Below are 17560 nucleotides of genomic sequence, written 5' to 3'. Positions count from 1 at the left end.
ATGAGCCAGGCGGCACAGAACCTGAACTGGTTGATCACCCATTTCGTGGAGACCACCCCCGGGGTGTCCCACACCGTGGTGGTCTCCGCCGACGGCCTCCTTCTGGCGATGTCCGAAGGCTTCCCGCGAGACCGGGCAGACCAGTTGGCGGCCGTCGCCTCCGGTCTGACGTCCCTGACGTCGGGGGCGTCCCGCATCTTCGAGGGCGGCCCGGTTAACCAGACAGTTGTGGAGATGGAGCGTGGATTCCTCTTCATAATGTCCATCTCCGACGGGTCTTCGCTCGCGGTACTTGCACACCCTGAAGCGGACATCGGTCTCATCGGGTACGAGATGGCACTTCTCGTTGACCGGGCGGGTACGGTTCTCACTCCAGACCTGCGCGCAGAGCTACAAGGGAGCCTTCTCAACTAGCCACCGGGCGATGCGACGTGATGACTCGTGGCCGTAAGGTTTCGGACACGGTTCCCCGGTGTGAGATGGGCCGAAAGGCGGAGGAGGACATCGTGGCAACACCCCCGGACGGTTCCGGCTGGTCCTATGGACCCGCGGAGAGCCACGACGACGGCATGCTGGACCCTTACGGCCTGCCCGCCGCACCCGGTGGTGCGTACGCGCCCCAGCCCCGCCGGACCGACCCGCCTCCTCCGGCGCCGGCGCCCGCGCCCTACGAGCAGCCGCGACCGCGCATCACGACCGTAGACCCCCTGATGCCGCGGCCCCACGAGGAGGAGCCGGCGCCCGCGGGGGCCTCGAGTGATCATCCTCTCGTCAGGCCGTATACGATGACGGGCGGCCGGACCAGGCCGCGGTATCAGCTCGCCATCGAGGCGTTGGTGTCCACCACCGCCACACCGCTCCAGGTACAGGGGCAGTTGCCCGAGCACCAGCGGATCTGCGATCTGTGCCTTGAGATCAAGTCGGTGGCTGAGATCTCGGCGCTTCTCACGATTCCCCTTGGCGTGGCCCGTATCCTCGTCGCCGACCTGGCGGAGGCGGGGCTCGTGGCCATCCACCAGCCGGGCGGCGATGAGAACGCAGACGGTCAGCCTGATGTGACACTGCTGGAAAGGGTGCTCAGTGGACTTCGGAAGCTCTAGCGGCGGAACCGCACGGTCGACCACCTCCGCGAAGATCGTGGTGGCCGGTGGTTTCGGCGTGGGCAAGACCACGTTCGTCGGCGCGGTCTCGGAGATCAACCCGCTGCGCACCGAGGCCGTCATGACATCGGCCTCCGCCGGCATCGACGACCTCACCCACACCGGAGACAAGACCACCACCACGGTGGCCATGGACTTCGGCCGCATCACCCTCGACCAGGACCTCATCCTCTACCTGTTCGGCACCCCCGGACAGGACCGCTTCTGGTTCATGTGGGACGACCTCGTCCGCGGCGCCATCGGCGCCGTCGTCCTCGTCGACACCCGCCGCCTCGCCGACTGCTTCCCCGCCGTCGACTACTTCGAGAACTCAGGACTCCCCTTCGTCATCGCCCTCAACGGCTTCGACGGACAACAGCCCTACCAGCCCGACGAAGTACGCGAAGCCCTCCAGATCGGCCCCGACACCCCCATCATCACCACCGACGCCCGCCACCGCGCCGACGCCAAAAGCGCACTCATCACCCTCGTCGAACACGCCCTCATGGCCCGACTGCGGTAAACGGTGGCCCGGCTGCGGTGAGCGCCGCTGGACACGCGAACGGCCCTGGTCCGGTGGACCAGGGCCGTTCGCGTGTCCAGGGGCCCCGGGAGGCCGGAGAGGGCTGCTGGGGCCGCGCGGGGCCGCCAGGGCCGTTCGCGTGTACGGAGACCGGGGCCGCCAGGACTGCGGGCCGGCAACGACTGCGGGGGCCGCCAGGGCCGTCTGCCGTGCTCAGGTGGCACGTACGGCCCCGGGCAGCCCCCGGGTGAGTCTTCTGCGCGTTCTCTGCGCCGGTTCGGGCGCACGCGGGCGCGCCAGGCGCCCTGCGCGGGCGTCAGCGCCAGCTGTGCGGCGGGCGGAAGCCGGACTCGCGCTCCAGGCGGCGCCAGCCGGCCCTGGGGCGGGCGTGGGCGTGCTCGTCCGGCGCGGGCTGGGCGGCGGCACCGGCCCTGGCGAGCAGGACGGCGGTGATGGCGGCCAGTTCCTCGGGACCGGCCTGGCCACGCTCCACGCGCAGCACGTCGCCTGTGGCCACGGCGGCGGCAGGATCGCCGGCCGGGGGCTCGGTGGGACCGGGAGTCCGGTCGGTGGCGGTGATGGACATGGGCGCCTTTCGTGGGCGTGAGGGCCGCGGGGCCACTGCGGCGGATTGCCGTGCCAGGGTCACTGCGGCGGATTGCCGTGCTTGCGCGAGGGCAGGTCGGCGTGCTTGGTACGGAGCATGGCGAGGGAGCCGATGAGCACCTCGCGGGTCCCGGCGGGGTCGATGACGTCGTCGACGAGGCCGCGCTCCGCGGCGTAGTAGGGGTGCATCAGTTCCGCCTTGTACTCCTTGACCATGCGGGCGCGCGTGGCCTCGGGGTCGGCGGCCGACTCGATCTGGCGCCGGAAGATGACGTTGGCGGCGCCCTCCGCACCCATGACCGCGATCTCGTTGGTCGGCCAGGCGTAGGTGAGGTCGGCGCCGATGGACTGGCTGTCCATGACGATGTAGGCACCTCCGTACGCCTTGCGCAGGATCAGCGAGATCCTGGGGACGGTGGCGTTGCAGTACGCGTAGAGCAGCTTGGCGCCGTGCCGGATGATCCCGCCGTGCTCCTGGTCGACGCCCGGCAGGAAGCCGGGCACGTCGAGCAGGGTGACGATCGGGATATTGAAAGCGTCGCACATCTGGACAAAGCGCGCAGCTTTTTCCGAGGCCTCGATGTCCAGCACCCCGGCGAGCACCTGGGGCTGGTTGGCGATGATGCCCACCACCCGGCCGTCGAGACGGGCGAACGCGCAGATGATGTTGCGCGCCCAGCGCTCGTGGACCTCCAGGTACTCGCCGTCGTCGACCACCTCCTCGATGACCTTGGTCATGTCGTAGGGGCGGTTGCCGTCGGCGGGCACCAGGTCGAGCAGGACGTCGCTGCGCCGGTCGGCGGGGTCCTCGCAGTCGATGGACGGCGGGTTCTCGCGGTTGTTCTGCGGCAGCAGCGAGAGCAGGTAGCGCACCTCGGCGAGGCAGGTCTCCTCGTCGTCGTACGCGAAGTGGGCGACGCCCGAGGTCTCGGCGTGCACGTCCGCGCCGCCCAGGCCGTTCTGGGTGATCTCCTCGCCCGTGACGGCCTTGACCACGTCCGGCCCCGTGATGAACATCTGCGAGGTGTCGCGGACCATGAAGACGAAGTCGGTCAGCGCGGGGCTGTAGGCCGCGCCACCGGCGCACGGGCCGAGCATCACGCTGATCTGCGGGATGACACCGGAGGCCCTGGTGTTGCGCTGGAAGATGCCGCCGTAGCCCGCGAGGGCGCTGACGCCCTCCTGGATGCGCGCGCCCGCGCCGTCGTTGAGGGACACCAGCGGCGCGCCGGCCGCGATGGCCATGTCCATGATCTTGTGGATCTTGGTGGCGTGGGCCTCGCCGAGGGCGCCGCCGAAGATCCGGAAGTCGTGGGCGTAGACGAAGACGGTGCGGCCCTCGACCGTGCCCCAGCCGGTGATCACGCCGTCCGTGTAGGGCTTCTTCGCCTCCAGGCCGAAACCCGTCGCCCGGTGCCGGCGGAGCTGCTCGACTTCATGGAACGAGTCGGGGTCGAGCAGCAGCTCGATCCGCTCGCGGGCGGTCAGCTTGCCCTTGGCGTGCTGGGCCTCGGTCGCCTTGTCGCTGGGGCCCCGCAGCGCCTCCGCACGGATGGCCTGCAGTTCCGCCACCCGGCCGCGCGCGTCCCTGGGCTCGCCCCCGGGGGCAGCGGTCTCCTCCATAACGGTCATGTAGTGACCTTACGAAGTCGGACACCGAAAACGGGCCGTCGACTCCGTACAGTCTCCGGCCCGTTTTCCTGGTAGCCCCTAACAGAACCCTTTCGGAGGACAGCCTTCCCGACTGCTCCGGGGCCCTTGCCGTTGTGGGGGTCACACAATGGCGCCCCCGCCCGTCCTACGCCCTCGCTAGCAGCCGCAGGAGTAGTACGTGGCGTCCCAGTGGCTGCCCTCGTCCGCGTAGAGGTTGCCCGAGGCGGCCTCCCACTGCGGGTAGCCGTCGCCCCGCAGGCCGATGTAGGTGAAGGCGCTCTTGATGTAGTTGGTGAGGCAGGTGCTCTTCGAGTAGTCGAGCTTGTAGCCGTTCCAGTGCGAGTAGGTGCCGCTCGCGTGGCCGGTCTCGGTGCCTCCGGTGATGTTGAGCGCGCAGCCTATCGCGCCCTTCAGGGTCACCGCGCCCTGGGCCGTGGCCTGGTTGAGCCCGTCGAACGAGGTGCACGTCGCGTTGTTCCGGTTGGAGCAGCCGCCCGAGGACGACCAGGTGATGCCGGCGCTGCGGAACATCGCGGTGGCCTGCGCGTGCGTGAGCTTGGTGACGGCAGTCTGGGCCGAGGCGTCGGACGCCCCGGAGAGGACGCCGACGCCGGGCGCGATCAGGGCGCCGACGAGCAGCGCCAGCGTGCTGAGCAGCGCACGCAGCGTTCTCTTGGTCATGTGAGGGGATCCTCCCTGCTGGGACCGGCGCGCGGCGGAGCCGCGGGCGGTCGTGGATGGTCGTGCTGCCCCTCCGGGGTCACGAGCGGTCCGGTGGGGAACGCCCGGCGCAGCGGGGGCAGTTGGCGTGGCCGTGCAGGTGGAGCAAGGAGATGGTGCCCGGTTCTACGCGCGTCCGCCAGAGGGGCGGGGAAACACGCGGGAAAGCCCCGGACACGAACCCGCAATGACGTTGAACCTTGAACGGAATAGCCCTAGAGTCGCACTGGTTTAACATTCAACAGAACGGTGCGACCCGGCGCCCACGCGCCGGACCGCACCTCCTCAGACAGACCTCAGACAGGACAAGGAGTGCATCATGGGCATCTTCGGACGGGGCAACGCAGGCACCGAGGCGTCAGCCCCCGCGCAGGCGGACCCGGCGCTCACCGGGGACTACACGATCGACCCCGCGCACACCACGATCGGCTTCGTCGCCCGGCACGCGATGGTCACCAACGTCACCGGCGGCTTCCAGGAGTTCGAGGGCACCCTGCACCTGGACGCCGCGAACCCGTCCGCGTCCACCGCGTCCCTGGACATCACGATGGACAGCATCAACACCGGGGCCAACGACCGCGACGTCCACCTGCGCAGCGCGGACTTCTTCGACATCGAGAAGCACCCGAAGATGACCTTCCGCTCGACGTCCGCCGAGGCGGTCGGCGGCGACTCCTACCGGATCACCGGCGACCTCTCCATCCTCGGCACCACCCGGCAGATCACCATCGACCTGGAGTTCAACGGCTTCGCCAAGGACCCGTTCGGCAACGAGCGCGTCGGCTTCGAGGGAACGTCCTCGCTGCTGCGCTCCGAGTACGGGCTGACGTGGAACGCCGCGCTGGAGACGGGCGGGGTGCTGGTCTCGGACAAGATCCGGCTGACCTTCGACATCTCGGCGATCAAGCAGGCCTGACGCCACCCGCTCCCCTTCTGCTTCCGGATCCGAAGGCCAGGGGCGCGGGGAACGGCGCCGGGGGCACCGCCCGCGCCTTGTGTCCGTGGGAGACCGCCACGGGCCCCGAGCCCGTCACCGCTCAGAAGAGGCAACCTCCGCCTCCGCCACCGCGGGGCCACCGGCCGGTGGAGGTTCCCCCGCGCCCCTGCCGGCGCCCACCGCCGGGCGCCGGCAGGCAGCCGGAAGCGCCCGCCGTGCCACGGCCACCGCCGGCACCGCGCCGGGCGCGATCGCGGCGAGCCGCGTCTCGGGCCGGGCTCCTAGAAGCCGCCGCCCCCGAAGTCGCCGCCGCCGCCATCGCCGAACCCGCCCCCGTCGCCGAAGCCCCCGCCGTCGCCGAACCCGCCGCCGAAGTCGTCCTGGTCGAAGTCGCCGCCGGAAGAGTCCCCGCCGGACCCGTCGCCGTCGAACCCGGGGCCGCTGAAGTCGCCGTAGCCGCTGCCGTAGTCCGTGGCGTAGCCGGGTGTGGCCATCAGGTTGCCCAGCAGGGTGCCGATGAGCAGGCCGGGCAGCAGTCCGCCGCCGAAGTAGCCGCCCGCCCACGGACCGTACGCGGGTCCCGCCTCCCAGTACGGGCGGCGGCCGGAGGCCGTCTCGACCGTGCGGGACATCGGCTCCTCGCCCTCCAGCAGGCGGGTGGCGTCCGCCGCGCACACCGGCACCTCGCGCTCGGCTCCGCCGGCCGGCGCCCAGCGGACGTCGGTCACCGAGGGGCCGTGCCGGGGGTCGAAGAAGCACGGCGGGCGGCGCTCCGGCAGCGGGCGCTCCTCCCTGCGCGCGGCCAGCCGTGCCAGCGAGAACCGGCCGTCCTCCAGCGCCTCGGTGACGCCCCGGACGTCCTCCGGGCGCTCCGCCTCCGCCATCCGGGACTTGGCGCGGTCGTAGGCGTCGAGGGCGTGCTCGTAGTCGCCGCGCATCGCGTCGTCCGCGCCGCGCTCGCGCGGGTCGAAGTCGAGCCGGTCCAGCTCCTCGCCGAAGGCGGTGATGTCCTCGTCCACCACCACCCGGAGCCTCTCCAGGGCCGCACGCTGCTCCTCCCGGTGCCGCCGGCGGTTCCTGCGGGTCACGGTGTACGCGGCGGCGCCGCCCAGCACGATCACGGCGCCCACGCCGATCAGCGTGCCCGACGGCACGCCGCCGCCCCCGTCCCAGGACGACGGGGCGGAGCCGCGGGCGCCCCTGATGGCCTGGTCGGCGAAGGAGTTGAGCTGGGTTACGGCACCCTGCCCCTGGACCGAGGTGACCAGGTTGCCCACCGCACGGCCGGAGAGCACGGTGCCGTCGGCGCGCGCGTCGAACGCGTTGCCCAGGCGGATGCCGTAGACGCCGGTGATGCCGGTCTCGGTGCGCAGGTCCCGGAAGAGGTTCCGGGTGGGGAAGCCGGCGGGCAGCACGGCGATGAAGACCGGCTTGTCCGCCTTCTTGATCTTGTCGGCGAGGGCCCGGGCATCGGCACGGGAGAGCTGGGACGCCGCCGCGGGGTCCACGTAGACGGGACCCTTGCGCAGGGCGTCGGCGATACGGGACACGTCGGCGGCGGAGCGAGCGGTGCTCGCGGGGGTGCCGGTGCCGGGGGTGCCGGCGAGGCTGGGGGTGGTCAGCGCGAGCGCCGACACCACGGTCAGCAGGAGCACGGTCAGTAGGCGAAGGACCCTGCGGGTGGCCGGTGCCCCCTGCGGGGACGCACGCCCTCGCGCCGGCCGGGCGGGCCGGCCGGACATACCGGTGGGACCGAGGGCCCCGGGTATGTGCGGCTTCATATTCTGAATCTAGCTGAAGGCAGCCGAGACGGACATTCGACGGAGACCGGCGAAAGCCCCGGAGGGGCTTCGTGCGCCGCTTCCGGGGCTCAGCTCCGGGCCCGAAAGGGGACTCTCTGCCGTCTCCGGAGCACTTAAGCCGGTGGTAGGTCTCCACCCCCTCAGCCCGGGGCCTCGCCCCCCAACGGGGATGTGGGCGGCCTCCCCTGCCCCGAAAGAGGCGCGGGGAACTGCTGGGGGCACTCCCCCAGCACCGCACCTCGCCGCGTTGTCGGAGTCATCCGAGTACGCCCCGTACGAGGACGATCCTCCGCCTTGCGATGCACGGCACCAGACGCCGCAGGCTGATCCACGAAGATCCGCCGGACACGACCTAGCCGTGCAGGGGGTCAGGCCGCGCTGTAGGCCTGGGTGAGCTTGGTGATCGCCGCCGCGTAGTGCCCGGTCAGCAGCTGGTGGTCGGCGTCGGCGAAGGGCCCGGACACCGCGGCCGTGACGTGCTGGCCCACCCGCTGCTGGACGAGCCCTCGCGCCTGCGCGACCAACGCGGTGCCGGCCTTCTGGGAGTGCAGGTGCTCCGCGGCCGTGGCCAGGCCCTTCAGCACCTTCAGGGTGACGGCGCCGCCACGTGCCGGGCTCCCCTTGGTGGTCAGGCCCCAGCCGAAGGGGAACTGCGGGTCGTACGTCGCGTCCCCGACGTTGATGGGCAGCTGGTCCTCCGACCGCGGCCAGCTCACCGGGAGCTGCCCGGTGAAGGGCTTGGCGCCGTAGAGCACGTCGGCGACGCCCTCGCCCTCGGTGCCGGGCAGCCAGGAGGCGACCACGGCGTCCATCTCGCCGAGCCGGTCGCCGATGAGCTCCGGGCGCCCCGAGACGATCAGCACGGCACACTTCATGGCGCCGCAGACCTTGTCGACGGCGGCCTTGTCGGCGGCGCTGAGCTGGAGGTCGTGGCCGTTGCCGACGTCTCCCACGCCCTCCGCGTACGGCTTCTCACCGACCACGACCACGCCGACGTCGTAGCCGCTGGTGGGCGCCGAGGCGTCCTTCGAGTAGTCGATCCTGGCGCTGGGCGCGGCCTGGCGCATGCCCTGGAGGATCGTGGTGCCCTTGGTGATGGCGCCGGAGCCGCCCTGCCAGGTGACGGTCCAGCCGCCGGTCTGGTTGCCCAGGTCGTCGGCGTTGGACCCGGCGACGTACACCTTCTGGCTCTTCTTCAGCGGCAGCACGGGGTCGGCGCCGGTGCCGTTCTTCAGCAGCACCTGGGACTCGGCCGCGGCCTGCCGGGCCACCTGGCGGTGCGCGGCGGAGCCGATGTCGCCGGCGCCGCTGGTGTCCGCGTAGGGGTGCTCGAAGAGGCCCAGCTCGAACTTCTGGGTGAGGATGCGCGAGACGGCGTCGTCGATGCGGTCGCCGGTGATGCTCCCCGCGTTCACCTGGTCGGTGAGCGCCGACTCGAACTTCTGGTACGCGTTGGGCACCATCACCATGTCGACGCCCGCGTTCACGGAGATGCGCACGTCCGCGGTGTAGTCGGGCGAGATCTGGTCGATGCCGGCGTAGTCGCTGATGACGAAGCCGTCGAAGCCCATGTCGCCCTTGAGGGTGCCGTTGATCAGGTCACCGTCGGCGTGCATCTTCAGGGGCTTGTCGTCCTCGTCCGTGATCTGCATCGACGAGTAGGACGGCATCACCGAGCCGACGCCGCGCCGCACCGCCTCCCGGAACGGCGGGAGGTGGATGTCCTCCAGCTGCTTCCTGGTCACCTCGGTGATGCCCTGGTCGATCGTGTAACTGCCGTTGGTGGAGGTGCCGTACACCGTGCCGCCGTCGCCGACGAAGTGCTTGGCGGTCGCGAGCACGCGGTCGTTCCGGGAGAGTTCGGAGCCGTCCGCGGGACCCTGGAGGCCCTGGACGATCGTCTCCATGGACGTCACCAGCGCCGGGTCCTCGCCGAACGACTCGTACGAGCGGCCCCAGCGCTCGTCGCGGCTGACGCAGAGGCAGGGGGCGAAGGCCCAGGGGACGCCGGTGGCGCGGGTCTCCGCGGCGGTGACCTCGCCGGTCCTCTCGGCCAGGGCGGGGTCGCGGCTGGCGCCGAGGCCGATGTTGTGCGGCTCGATGGTGGAGCCGACCAGGTTGTTGTGGCCGTGCACCGAGTCCACGCCGTAGATCAGCGGGATCTGGAGCGGGGTGGCGAGGGCGCGCTGCTGGAAGCCGTTGATCATGTCGGCCCAGGCCGCCGGGGTGTTGGAAGTGGGCACGGAGCCGCCGCCGGAGAGCAGCGAGCCGAGCCGGTAGCCGGTGATGTCGGCCGGGTCCTTGATCGCGGCGCGCTCCGCCTGCGTCATCTGGCCGACCTTGTCGGCGAGCGACATCCGGGACAGCAGGTCCGAGACCCGGTCCTTGACGGGCAGCCGGGCATCGAGGTACGGCATGTTCTGGGCGCCGACGACGATCTGCGGCTGCTGCTCCGGGGCCTTGGCGCCGGTGACGTCCAGCGTCAACGGGACGGTGCGCGCGGTCCGTTCGCCCCGGGCCGCGCGGGTGTGCACCGTGACCGCCCGGGACGTGCCGGAGGGCGTCCCGGCCGGGAAGGTGACCGTGCCGGAGACCGGGGTGTAGTCCTCGTCCGGCGCGGCGCTGCCCCCTCCCGTGGAGTACGCGACGGTGACGGGCCGGGCGGTCGCGGCGCCGCCGGGGGTGGTGAGCGCGACCTCGACCCGCGCGGTGTCGCCACCCTTGACGGGATAGACCGCGGCGTCGGTCACCACACCGGCCTCGCCACCGGCCGCGCCGGCCGCGGTGGCCGACGAGGCGAACGGCAGCAGGCCCGCGATCAGGCCGGCCGAGACGAACAGGGCTCTCTTGCGCATCGCTGTCCCTTCGGGGGAACTTGCGGAGCTTGCGGGCCTTCACGGCCTTCGCCCGCCGCCGCGCACTCATGGCCGAGGCCCGTCCGCCCGATCTTCGCAATCCCTCGAAGAACCAACGGAAGGGCCTATTTCACGGCGTGAGTAAAGTGGCATGCCCGGTATTCGTCAAGACCTGACACTGCTTCAGGCGGGGGCGAGCACCCTTGCCGGGCACGGGAATCCGGCCGGCCGGCGGGTGCGGTCAGCCCTTCGCGGTCAGGCCTTCGCGGTCGGCCCTTCCCGGGCCGCCCGCCGTGCGCCCGCGGCGGGCGTGCCGGCCCGGGGCGGCGGCCGTCCGGTGCCGCCCCGGCCGGCACGCCCGCGGGCAGCCGGGTCACTCGGCGGGGTGGACCCCGGCGCGCAGCAGGCCGTAGGCGTAGGCGTCCTCCAGGGCCTGCCAGGAGGCGGCGATGACGTTGTCGCCGACGCCGACCGTGGACCACTCGCCGCTGCCGTCGGAGGTGGCGATGAGGACGCGGGTGGTGGACTCGGTGCCGTGCTTGCCCTCCAGGATGCGCACCTTGTAGTCGACCAGCTCCAGCTTGGCGAGCTGCGGGTAGAAGCGCTCCAGGGCGACGCGCAGGGTGCGGTCCAGCGCGTGCACGGGGCCGTTGCCCTCGGCGGTGGCGACGATCCGCTCGCCCTTCGCCCAGAGCTTGACGGTGGCCTCGTTGGCGTGGGTGCCGTCGGGGCGGTCCTCGACGATGGCGCGCCAGGACTCCGTGCGGAAGTAGCGCAGCGGGCGCCCCTCGGCCTCCTCGCGGAGCAGCAGCTCGAAGGAGGCGTCGGCGGCCTCGTACGAGTAGCCCTTGAGCTCGCGCTCCTTGACCCGCTCGACGACCCGGCCGACCAGCTCGCGGTCGCCGCCGAGGTCGATGCCGAGCTCCTTGCCCTTCAGCTCGATCGAGGCCCGTCCTGCCATGTCGGAGACGAGCATGCGCAGGCGGTTGCCGACCAGCTCCGGGTCGACGTGCTGGTAGAGGTCCGGGTCGACCTTGATCGCGGAGGCGTGCAGGCCGGCCTTGTGCGCGAACGCGGAGACGCCCACGTAGGGCTGGTGGGTGGACGGCGCGAGGTTGACGACCTCGGCGATGGCGTGCGACACGCGCGTCATCTCCTGGAGGCTCCCCTCGGGCAGTACCTGCCTGCCGTGCTTGAGCTCCAGCGCGGCGACCACCGGGAAGAGGTTGGCGTTGCCGACCCGCTCCCCGTATCCGTTGGCGGTGCACTGCACGTGGGTGGCGCCGGCGTCCACCGCGGCGAGCGTGTTGGCGACCGCGCAGCCGGAGTCGTCCTGGGTGTGGATGCCGATCCTCGCGCCGGTCTCGGCGAGCACGGTGGCGACGGTGGCCTGGACCTGCGCGGGCAGCATGCCGCCGTTGGTGTCGCAGAGCACGACGACGTCCGCGCCGGCCTCGGCGGCGGTGCGCACGACGGAGGTGGCGTACTCCGGGTTGGCGCGGTGGCCGTCGAAGAAGTGCTCGCAGTCGACGAAGACGCGGCGGCCCTGCGCGCACAGGTAGGAGACGGTGTCGCGGACCATCTCCAGGTTCTCCTCCAGCGTGGTGCGCAGGGCCAGCTCCACATGGCGGTCGTGCGCCTTGGCGACCACCGTGATCACCGGCGCGCCCGACTCCAGCAACGCCCTGACCTGCGGGTCCTCGGCCGCGCTGGCGCCGGCGCGGCGGGTGGCGCCGAAGGCCACGAGGCGCGCGTGCCGGAAGGTGATCTCCTCGCGGGCGCGGGCGAAGAACTCGGTGTCGCGGGGGTTGGCGCCCGGCCAGCCGCCCTCGATGAAGCCCACCCCGAAGTCGTCCAGGTGCCGGGCGATGGCCAGCTTGTCCGCGACCGTCAGGTTGATGCCCTCGCGCTGTGCGCCGTCGCGCAGCGTGGTGTCGAAGACGTGGAACGCCTCGAACCTGTCGTCCGTGGCCTGACCGGTGCTGTTCATGCTGTCTGACTCCTGTCGGGTGAGGTGGGGAAGCCTGGCTCCACCTGCCCCCATCGTCGCGTGCGTCCCGTCCCCCTCGGGGGTGAGATGGCGGAAACGAAAAAACCTCTCGCGGGTGCGAGAGGTCTGCGCGCGGGTCTGGGGCACGGTGCCGCTGCCGCGAGGTCTGTCACGGTGCAGCGGTCACTGCGGACCGGCGCGCCTGCTGCCAATAATCATGGCGAACGAGGACACGGGGGCAGTCAACCACATGACCGCCCCCGGATGAGAGAGCCGTCTCACGATACGGTCCAGCTCCGCCCGACGGCGGCCCGCCGGGGTGCCCTGGCGGGACGGGTGCCCCCCGGGGGGGCCTTGCGGACCGCAGCGCCCCGAAAAGGGGCGCGGGGAACTGCGCGACCAGCCCACCACCGGCCGGTGGTCCGGAGACGACAGAGACTGCCCCCTCGCGGCGGTGACGACCTGACGTCCCCCACTGCCTGAAGGGCGTGGGAGGTGCCCCCAGTCGTGGCTGGTCGCGCCCACGCGGCGGAGCCGCATATCGACACAGCCCCGCGCCCCTAAGGGGCGCCGTGGCGCAGCCCGAACCTGGACCTGCCCCGGCAGGGGCGTCGTGGTGGACCGCTGCGCCCGGGGGAACCGGAGCGTGATTGTGCACGTGTGGAGCGTCATCGTCCACGCGTGCCTCCCTAGCATCGACCGCACGCCGAGGGACCGCGCGGCTCGGCGGTTTCCACCCGACCACTGGAACCCCTGAATCGAACGGAGATCCCCCATGCGCAGGACGAGCGCACGCTCCCGGATCAGCAGGGCACTGGCCGTGGCCACCGCGGTGGCCGCGGTCGCCGGGCTCACCGCGTACCAGGGCGTGGCCGCGGAGCCGGCCGCGCGCACCCTCGCGGCCGGCAGCCCGGAGGGCTACGGCGCCGGCACCACGGGCGGCGCCGGCGGCCCCACGGTCACCGTGACCAGCGCCGACGCGTTCATCGACGCCGCGGCCAGCGACGGGCCGCTGCAGATCCAGGTGAACGGCACCATCCAGCTCGACGACATGGAGAAGGTCACCTCCAACAAGACCATCGTCGGCACGGGCACCCGCGGCAGGATCACCGGCGGCGGGCTCAACGTCAGCAAGGCCAGCAACGTGATCATCCAGAACCTGACGTTCTCGGGGTCGGACGACGACGCGATCAACGTCCAGTACTCGACCCGCGTCTGGATCGACCACAACGACATCTCCGACGCCTACGACGGCGCCTGCGACGTCAAGCGCGCCTCCGACGGCGTGACGGTCTCCTGGAACCACTTCCACGACCAGGACAAGAACGCGCTGCTCGGCCACAGCGACGACAACGGCTCGGAGGACCGCGGCAAGCTGCACGTCAGCTACCACCACAACTGGTTCGACGCCACCACCCAGCGCAACCCGCGGGTCCGCTTCGGAAACCCCGTGCACGTGTACAACAACTACTACTACAACAACAGCGGGTACGGCGTCGCGTCCACCGAGGAGGCCGGCGTCCTCGTCGAGGGCAACTACTTCGAGAACGTGAAGGACCCCTACCACCTGGGCGAGGCCGACTCCGGTCCCGGCTCGCTGGTCGCCCGCAACAACCAGCTCGTGAACTCCGGTTCCGGCCAGACCGGCGGCTCGGTCAGCACCCCGTCGTACAGCTACCGGCTCGACCCGGCGGCGAACGTGAAGAGCATCGTGACCTCCGGTTCGGGCGTGGGCCACGTCTAGCCAGACCGGCCGACGGCCACCGGTTCCCCCGCGGGACGAGGGCCCACGCGCCCTTGTCCCGCCCCTGCCCCACCGCTATCGTCCTCGCACCGAACGCCAGGCGCTTGTCACGGACGACGAGGATGCTGCGATGGCGGAAGAGGAGCCGGCGCCGTACCCGTGGGGCGTCCGGCCCCTGCCGCCGGACGCCCCGCGCACCGCGCGGCGGCGCCCCACCATCGGGCTCGTGACGGCCAACGTCCACCTCGGGGTCGCCGTCAGCCTCTGGTCGGGGGTCCTCCGGGCGGCGGAGCGCGGCGACGCCCACCTGATCTGCTTCCCCGGCGACGCCCTCAGCCCCGGCCACGGCCCCCGCAACGCCGTCTACGACCTCGTCGACGCCGGTGTCCTGGACGGCGCCATCTGCTGGACGTCGACCTTGGGCCTGCCCCCCGCCCCGGCCGCGCGCCCGGCCCCGGACGGGCCGGACCGGCGCACCGCGGACCGCCTCGTCGAACGGCTCGGCGGGATGCCGGTCATCAGCCTCAACCGCGCCCTCGGCGACCACGAGACCCTGCTGCTCGACTCCTACGCGGGTATGCGCGGCGCCGTCGGCCACCTGGTCCAGGAGCACGGCCGGCGCCGGCTCGCCTGCATCCGGGGGCCGCTCGCGCACCCCGTCTCCGTCAACCGGTTCCGCGCCTACACCGACGCCCTGACCCGCCACCACATGCCCTACGACCGCTCCCTCGTGGCGGCGTCCGTCGACTTCGCGGGCGGAGCCGGCGCCGCGGCCATGCGCGTGCTGCTCGACGTCCGCGGCCTGGAGCCGGGGCGGGACTTCGACGCGGTCGTGGCCTGTAGCGACGTGCTGGCCGCCGACGCACTGCGGATCCTCACCGAACGGGGCGTACGCGTCCCCGAGGACGTGGCGCTGATCAGCTTCAACGACTCCACCGAGGCCCGGCTCAGCGATCCCCCGCTCACCTCGGTGGCGCTGCCGTTCGGCGAGCTGGGCGCGCTGGCCGTGGACACCCTGCTGGCACGGCTGCGCGGGGCGGCGCCACCGGAGCGCCGGGTGGTGCCGGGCCAGCTCGTCGTCCGCCGGTCCTGCGGCTGCCGCTCCCCGCTGGTCGCCCAGGGCGCGCCGGACGCCGCTCAACCGGAATCACCCGCCGACGGGCTCGTGCAGGCCGATCCCGCGCTCGCCGAGGCACTGGCCGCAGACGCCCGCGGCGACACCTCCGACGGCCTGGCCTTCCTCACGCTGTTCGAGCAGCGGGTGAGCGGTGGCCTGCGCGCGGCGCCCGCCGTCGAGGCCTGGGCGGCACCGGCCTCCGCGCGCTGGGACCGCGCGCTGCTGGGCCTGCGCGCGGGGGTGCTCGCGGCGCTGCCCGACGACGCGGCACGCGCGCGTGCCGAACGGCTCATCGGCCAGGCCAGGCTGCTGGTCGCGGACAAGGCGCAGCGGCTGCTGGAGTACGAGCGCTGGGGCATGGAGCAGGAGTCGCGCCGGCTGCGCGCGCTGGGCAACGTGCTCACCACGGCCGCGGACACCGCGGAGATCTCCACCGCCCTCGACCGCCACCTGCCGGGCCTCGGCGTGCCCGGCTGCACCCTGCTGCCGCCGGCGGCCGGCGCCGAGGCGCTCCGCCCGCCCGTGGACCGCCGGGGCACGCTCGTCCTCGAACCGCTGTCGGCCGGCGGCGAGCACCTCGGCTTCGCCCTCTTCGACGCCGGGCCCCCCTCGGTCGCCGCCCGGCAGGGCGCGCTCTTCCGGGCGCTCGGCGACCAGGTCAGCGCGGCCCTGAAGGACGTGCGGCTCTTCGACGAGGTCCGGCGGGCCCGGGACGCCGCCGAGCAGGCCAACCGGTACAAGACCAGGCTCCTGGACAACGCCGCGGACGAGTTGCGCACCCCCGTGGAGGAGATCCGGCGGCTCACCCGCGGCCGGGACCCGGCCACGGCCGGGCACGCCGACCGGCTGCTGCGGCTGGTCGACGACCTGCTGGTGCTGTCCCGTTCCGGCATCGAGACGCTGAGCCTCACGCGCCGGCTGCTCGACCCGCGCCCGGTGCTCGCCGACGCCTTCGCCGCGGTGGCGGGCGCCGCGCCGGGCCGGGCCCGCTGGCGGCTGACGCTGCCGCGCCGGCTGCCCGCGCTGGCCGCCGACGCCGCCCGGCTGCGGCAGATCGTCGTCAATCTGCTCACCGTGGCCGCCGGGCCGGGCACCACGCTGGCGGTGGAGGTGGGTCCGGCCACCCTGCGGGTGCGGGTCGGCGTCGCCGGCGGAGGGGTGCCGATGGCGCCCGGACCCGCGGAGGACGGCGAGCACCTCTTCGAGCCGCTCTCCGCCCGGGTGCCCGGCGGCCGGCTCGACCTGGCCATGGCGCGGCGGCTCGCGGCTCTGCACGGCGGCTCGGTGACCCTGCACCGGGTGTCCGGGGCGGCGGAGTTCCGCCTGGAGTTGCCGCTGCCCACGCCGTCCGGGCGCACCGGGCCGCCGGGCCGTGCGTTACTGGTGGCCGCCCCGGCGGGGCCGCCGGCCGAGATCACCGCGCTGGCCCGCAGGCACGGCCTGCCGGTGCGGCTGCTGCACCCGGACGACGAGGTGGCCGCCCTGGTCGGCGAGCAGCCCCCGGCCGCGGTCGCCTGGGACGCGTGCCTGGTCAGGCCGGAGGACTGGGCCACGGTGCACCGCCTGGCCGGGCATCCGGCCCTCAGGCACGTTCCGTTCCTGCTGTACGGGCCGGTCACCGGCGACCGGCTGGCCGACGCGCTGCGGGCGCTGCGGCCCGCGGGTCCCGCGGAGCCTGCGCTGGTCGCGGACGGCTCCGCCGAGTCCCGGGAGTGGCTGCGGCGGCTGCTCGGCGGGGTGCTGCCGGGCCGGGCGGTGCGGGCCGCCGTGGACGGCACCTCCGCGTGCGCGCTGTTCGCGGAGGACGCGCCGGCGCTGCTCGTGGTCGACAAGTCGCTGCCGGACATGGACGGTTTCGAGCTGGTGGAGCGGCTGCGGGAGGCCACCGGGCAGGCGGCGGGGCAGCCGGGGGTGCCGGTGCTGATGCTCAGCTCGTCCGGGTTCAGCCGCGGCGAGGCCCGGCGGGCGGTGCGCCATCCGGAGGTGGTGCTGCTGGGCCGGGGCGTGCTGACCGACGACGAGACGGCGCGGCTGCTGGCGCACCTGGTCGAACGCACGGACGCGGCCGCCCAGCGCACCTACGCGCCCGTCAGGTACGCGGTGGCGTACCTGGAGCAGCACTACCGGCACCGCTTCGCGCGCCGCCAGGTGGCCGAGGCGGCCGGGCTGAGCGAGGACCATCTCGGCCGGCTCTTCCACCGCGAGCTGGGGATCACCCTGTGGGAGTACCTCACCCGGCTCCGCATCGAGCGGGCCAAGCGGCGGCTCGCCTTCAGCGAGGACAGCGTGTCGACGGTGGCCCGGTCCGTGGGGTTCCGTGACCGGGCCTACTTCAGCCGTGTCTTCCACCGGGTGGCGGGGGTGGCGCCGCATGCCTACCGCGACGCGAGCCGGGCGCGCCTGTAGGCGCGGCGCAGCTCCGGAGGGGTTCATCTGCCGGGCCGCCGATCCGCGGCTTCAGGCATCAGGCCGGC

The 17560-nt window shown here is 72.7% G+C and carries 12 protein-coding genes; 6 read left to right on the top strand and 6 right to left on the bottom strand.

The annotated features are described in order from the left end of the window. The 3 genes from Sm713_RS08870 (at position 1) to Sm713_RS08860 (ending at position 1662) form a co-directional block, all read left to right on the top strand. Positions 1–414, top strand: a complete 414-nt coding sequence (locus tag Sm713_RS08870; protein ID WP_212909101.1) for a roadblock/LC7 domain-containing protein — start codon at positions 1–3, stop codon at positions 412–414. Between the two features lie 92 nt (positions 415–506). Next, a complete protein-coding gene (locus Sm713_RS08865) occupies positions 507–1100 on the top strand; it encodes a DUF742 domain-containing protein (protein ID WP_212909100.1) in 594 nt (197 codons plus the stop codon). After that, positions 1081–1662 carry an ATP/GTP-binding protein gene (locus tag Sm713_RS08860; RefSeq protein ID WP_212909099.1) on the top strand — a complete coding sequence of 194 codons (582 nt, stop codon included), beginning with the start codon at positions 1081–1083 and terminating at the stop codon, positions 1660–1662. The genes Sm713_RS08865 and Sm713_RS08860 overlap by 20 nt, the downstream gene beginning before the upstream one ends. 316 nt (positions 1663–1978) lie before the next feature. Here Sm713_RS08860 and Sm713_RS08855 read toward each other — a convergent pair whose 3' ends face one another. The 3 genes from Sm713_RS08855 to Sm713_RS08845 form a co-directional block, all read right to left on the bottom strand. Beyond that, on the bottom strand, positions 1979–2248 hold the full coding sequence (locus Sm713_RS08855) for an acyl-CoA carboxylase subunit epsilon (protein WP_212909098.1): 270 nt from the start codon (positions 2246–2248) through the stop codon (positions 1979–1981). A 59-nt stretch (positions 2249–2307) separates the two neighbouring features. Next, a complete protein-coding gene (locus tag Sm713_RS08850; protein WP_212909097.1) occupies positions 2308–3900 on the bottom strand; it encodes an acyl-CoA carboxylase subunit beta in 1593 nt (530 codons plus the stop codon). Between the two features lie 177 nt (positions 3901–4077). Next, a complete protein-coding gene (locus tag Sm713_RS08845) occupies positions 4078–4602 on the bottom strand; it encodes a hypothetical protein (RefSeq protein WP_212909096.1) in 525 nt (174 codons plus the stop codon). 358 nt (positions 4603–4960) lie between these two features. On the opposite strand from Sm713_RS08845, the gene Sm713_RS08840 reads away from it, so the two are divergent. After that, positions 4961–5557 (top strand): YceI family protein, encoded by a 597-nt coding sequence (locus tag Sm713_RS08840; RefSeq protein WP_212909095.1) that lies wholly within the window; start codon positions 4961–4963, stop codon positions 5555–5557. Between the two features lie 302 nt (positions 5558–5859). Here Sm713_RS08840 and Sm713_RS08835 read toward each other — a convergent pair whose 3' ends face one another. From Sm713_RS08835 to cimA, 3 genes are all read right to left on the bottom strand, one after another. Further along, positions 5860–7320 (bottom strand): hypothetical protein, encoded by a 1461-nt coding sequence (locus tag Sm713_RS08835; protein ID WP_374196037.1) that lies wholly within the window; start codon positions 7318–7320, stop codon positions 5860–5862. A 428-nt stretch (positions 7321–7748) separates the two neighbouring features. After that, positions 7749–10235: a glycoside hydrolase family 3 N-terminal domain-containing protein gene (locus Sm713_RS08830; protein WP_212909094.1), complete on the bottom strand. Its 2487-nt coding sequence runs from the start codon at positions 10233–10235 to the stop codon at positions 7749–7751. A 373-nt stretch (positions 10236–10608) separates the two neighbouring features. Further along, positions 10609–12225 carry a citramalate synthase gene (gene cimA / locus Sm713_RS08825; RefSeq protein ID WP_212909093.1) on the bottom strand — a complete coding sequence of 539 codons (1617 nt, stop codon included), beginning with the start codon at positions 12223–12225 and terminating at the stop codon, positions 10609–10611. Positions 12226–13000: 775 nt separating this feature from the next. Between cimA and Sm713_RS08820 the strand changes: the two genes are divergently transcribed. Further along, positions 13001–13969: a polysaccharide lyase family 1 protein gene (locus Sm713_RS08820; protein ID WP_212909092.1), complete on the top strand. Its 969-nt coding sequence runs from the start codon at positions 13001–13003 to the stop codon at positions 13967–13969. 130 nt (positions 13970–14099) lie between these two features. Continuing rightward, the gene (locus tag Sm713_RS08815; RefSeq protein WP_212909091.1) at positions 14100–17492 is read left to right on the top strand and encodes a substrate-binding domain-containing protein; all 3393 of its coding nucleotides are present in this window, start codon (positions 14100–14102) and stop codon (positions 17490–17492) included. Positions 17493–17560: the final 68 nt, after the last annotated feature.

This window comes from Streptomyces sp. TS71-3 (assembly GCF_018327685.1).
GTDB lineage: Bacteria > Actinomycetota > Actinomycetes > Streptomycetales > Streptomycetaceae > Streptomyces.
The sequence above is the reverse complement of the archived record's forward strand: the minus strand, read 5'-3'. Positions and strand labels throughout refer to the sequence as shown.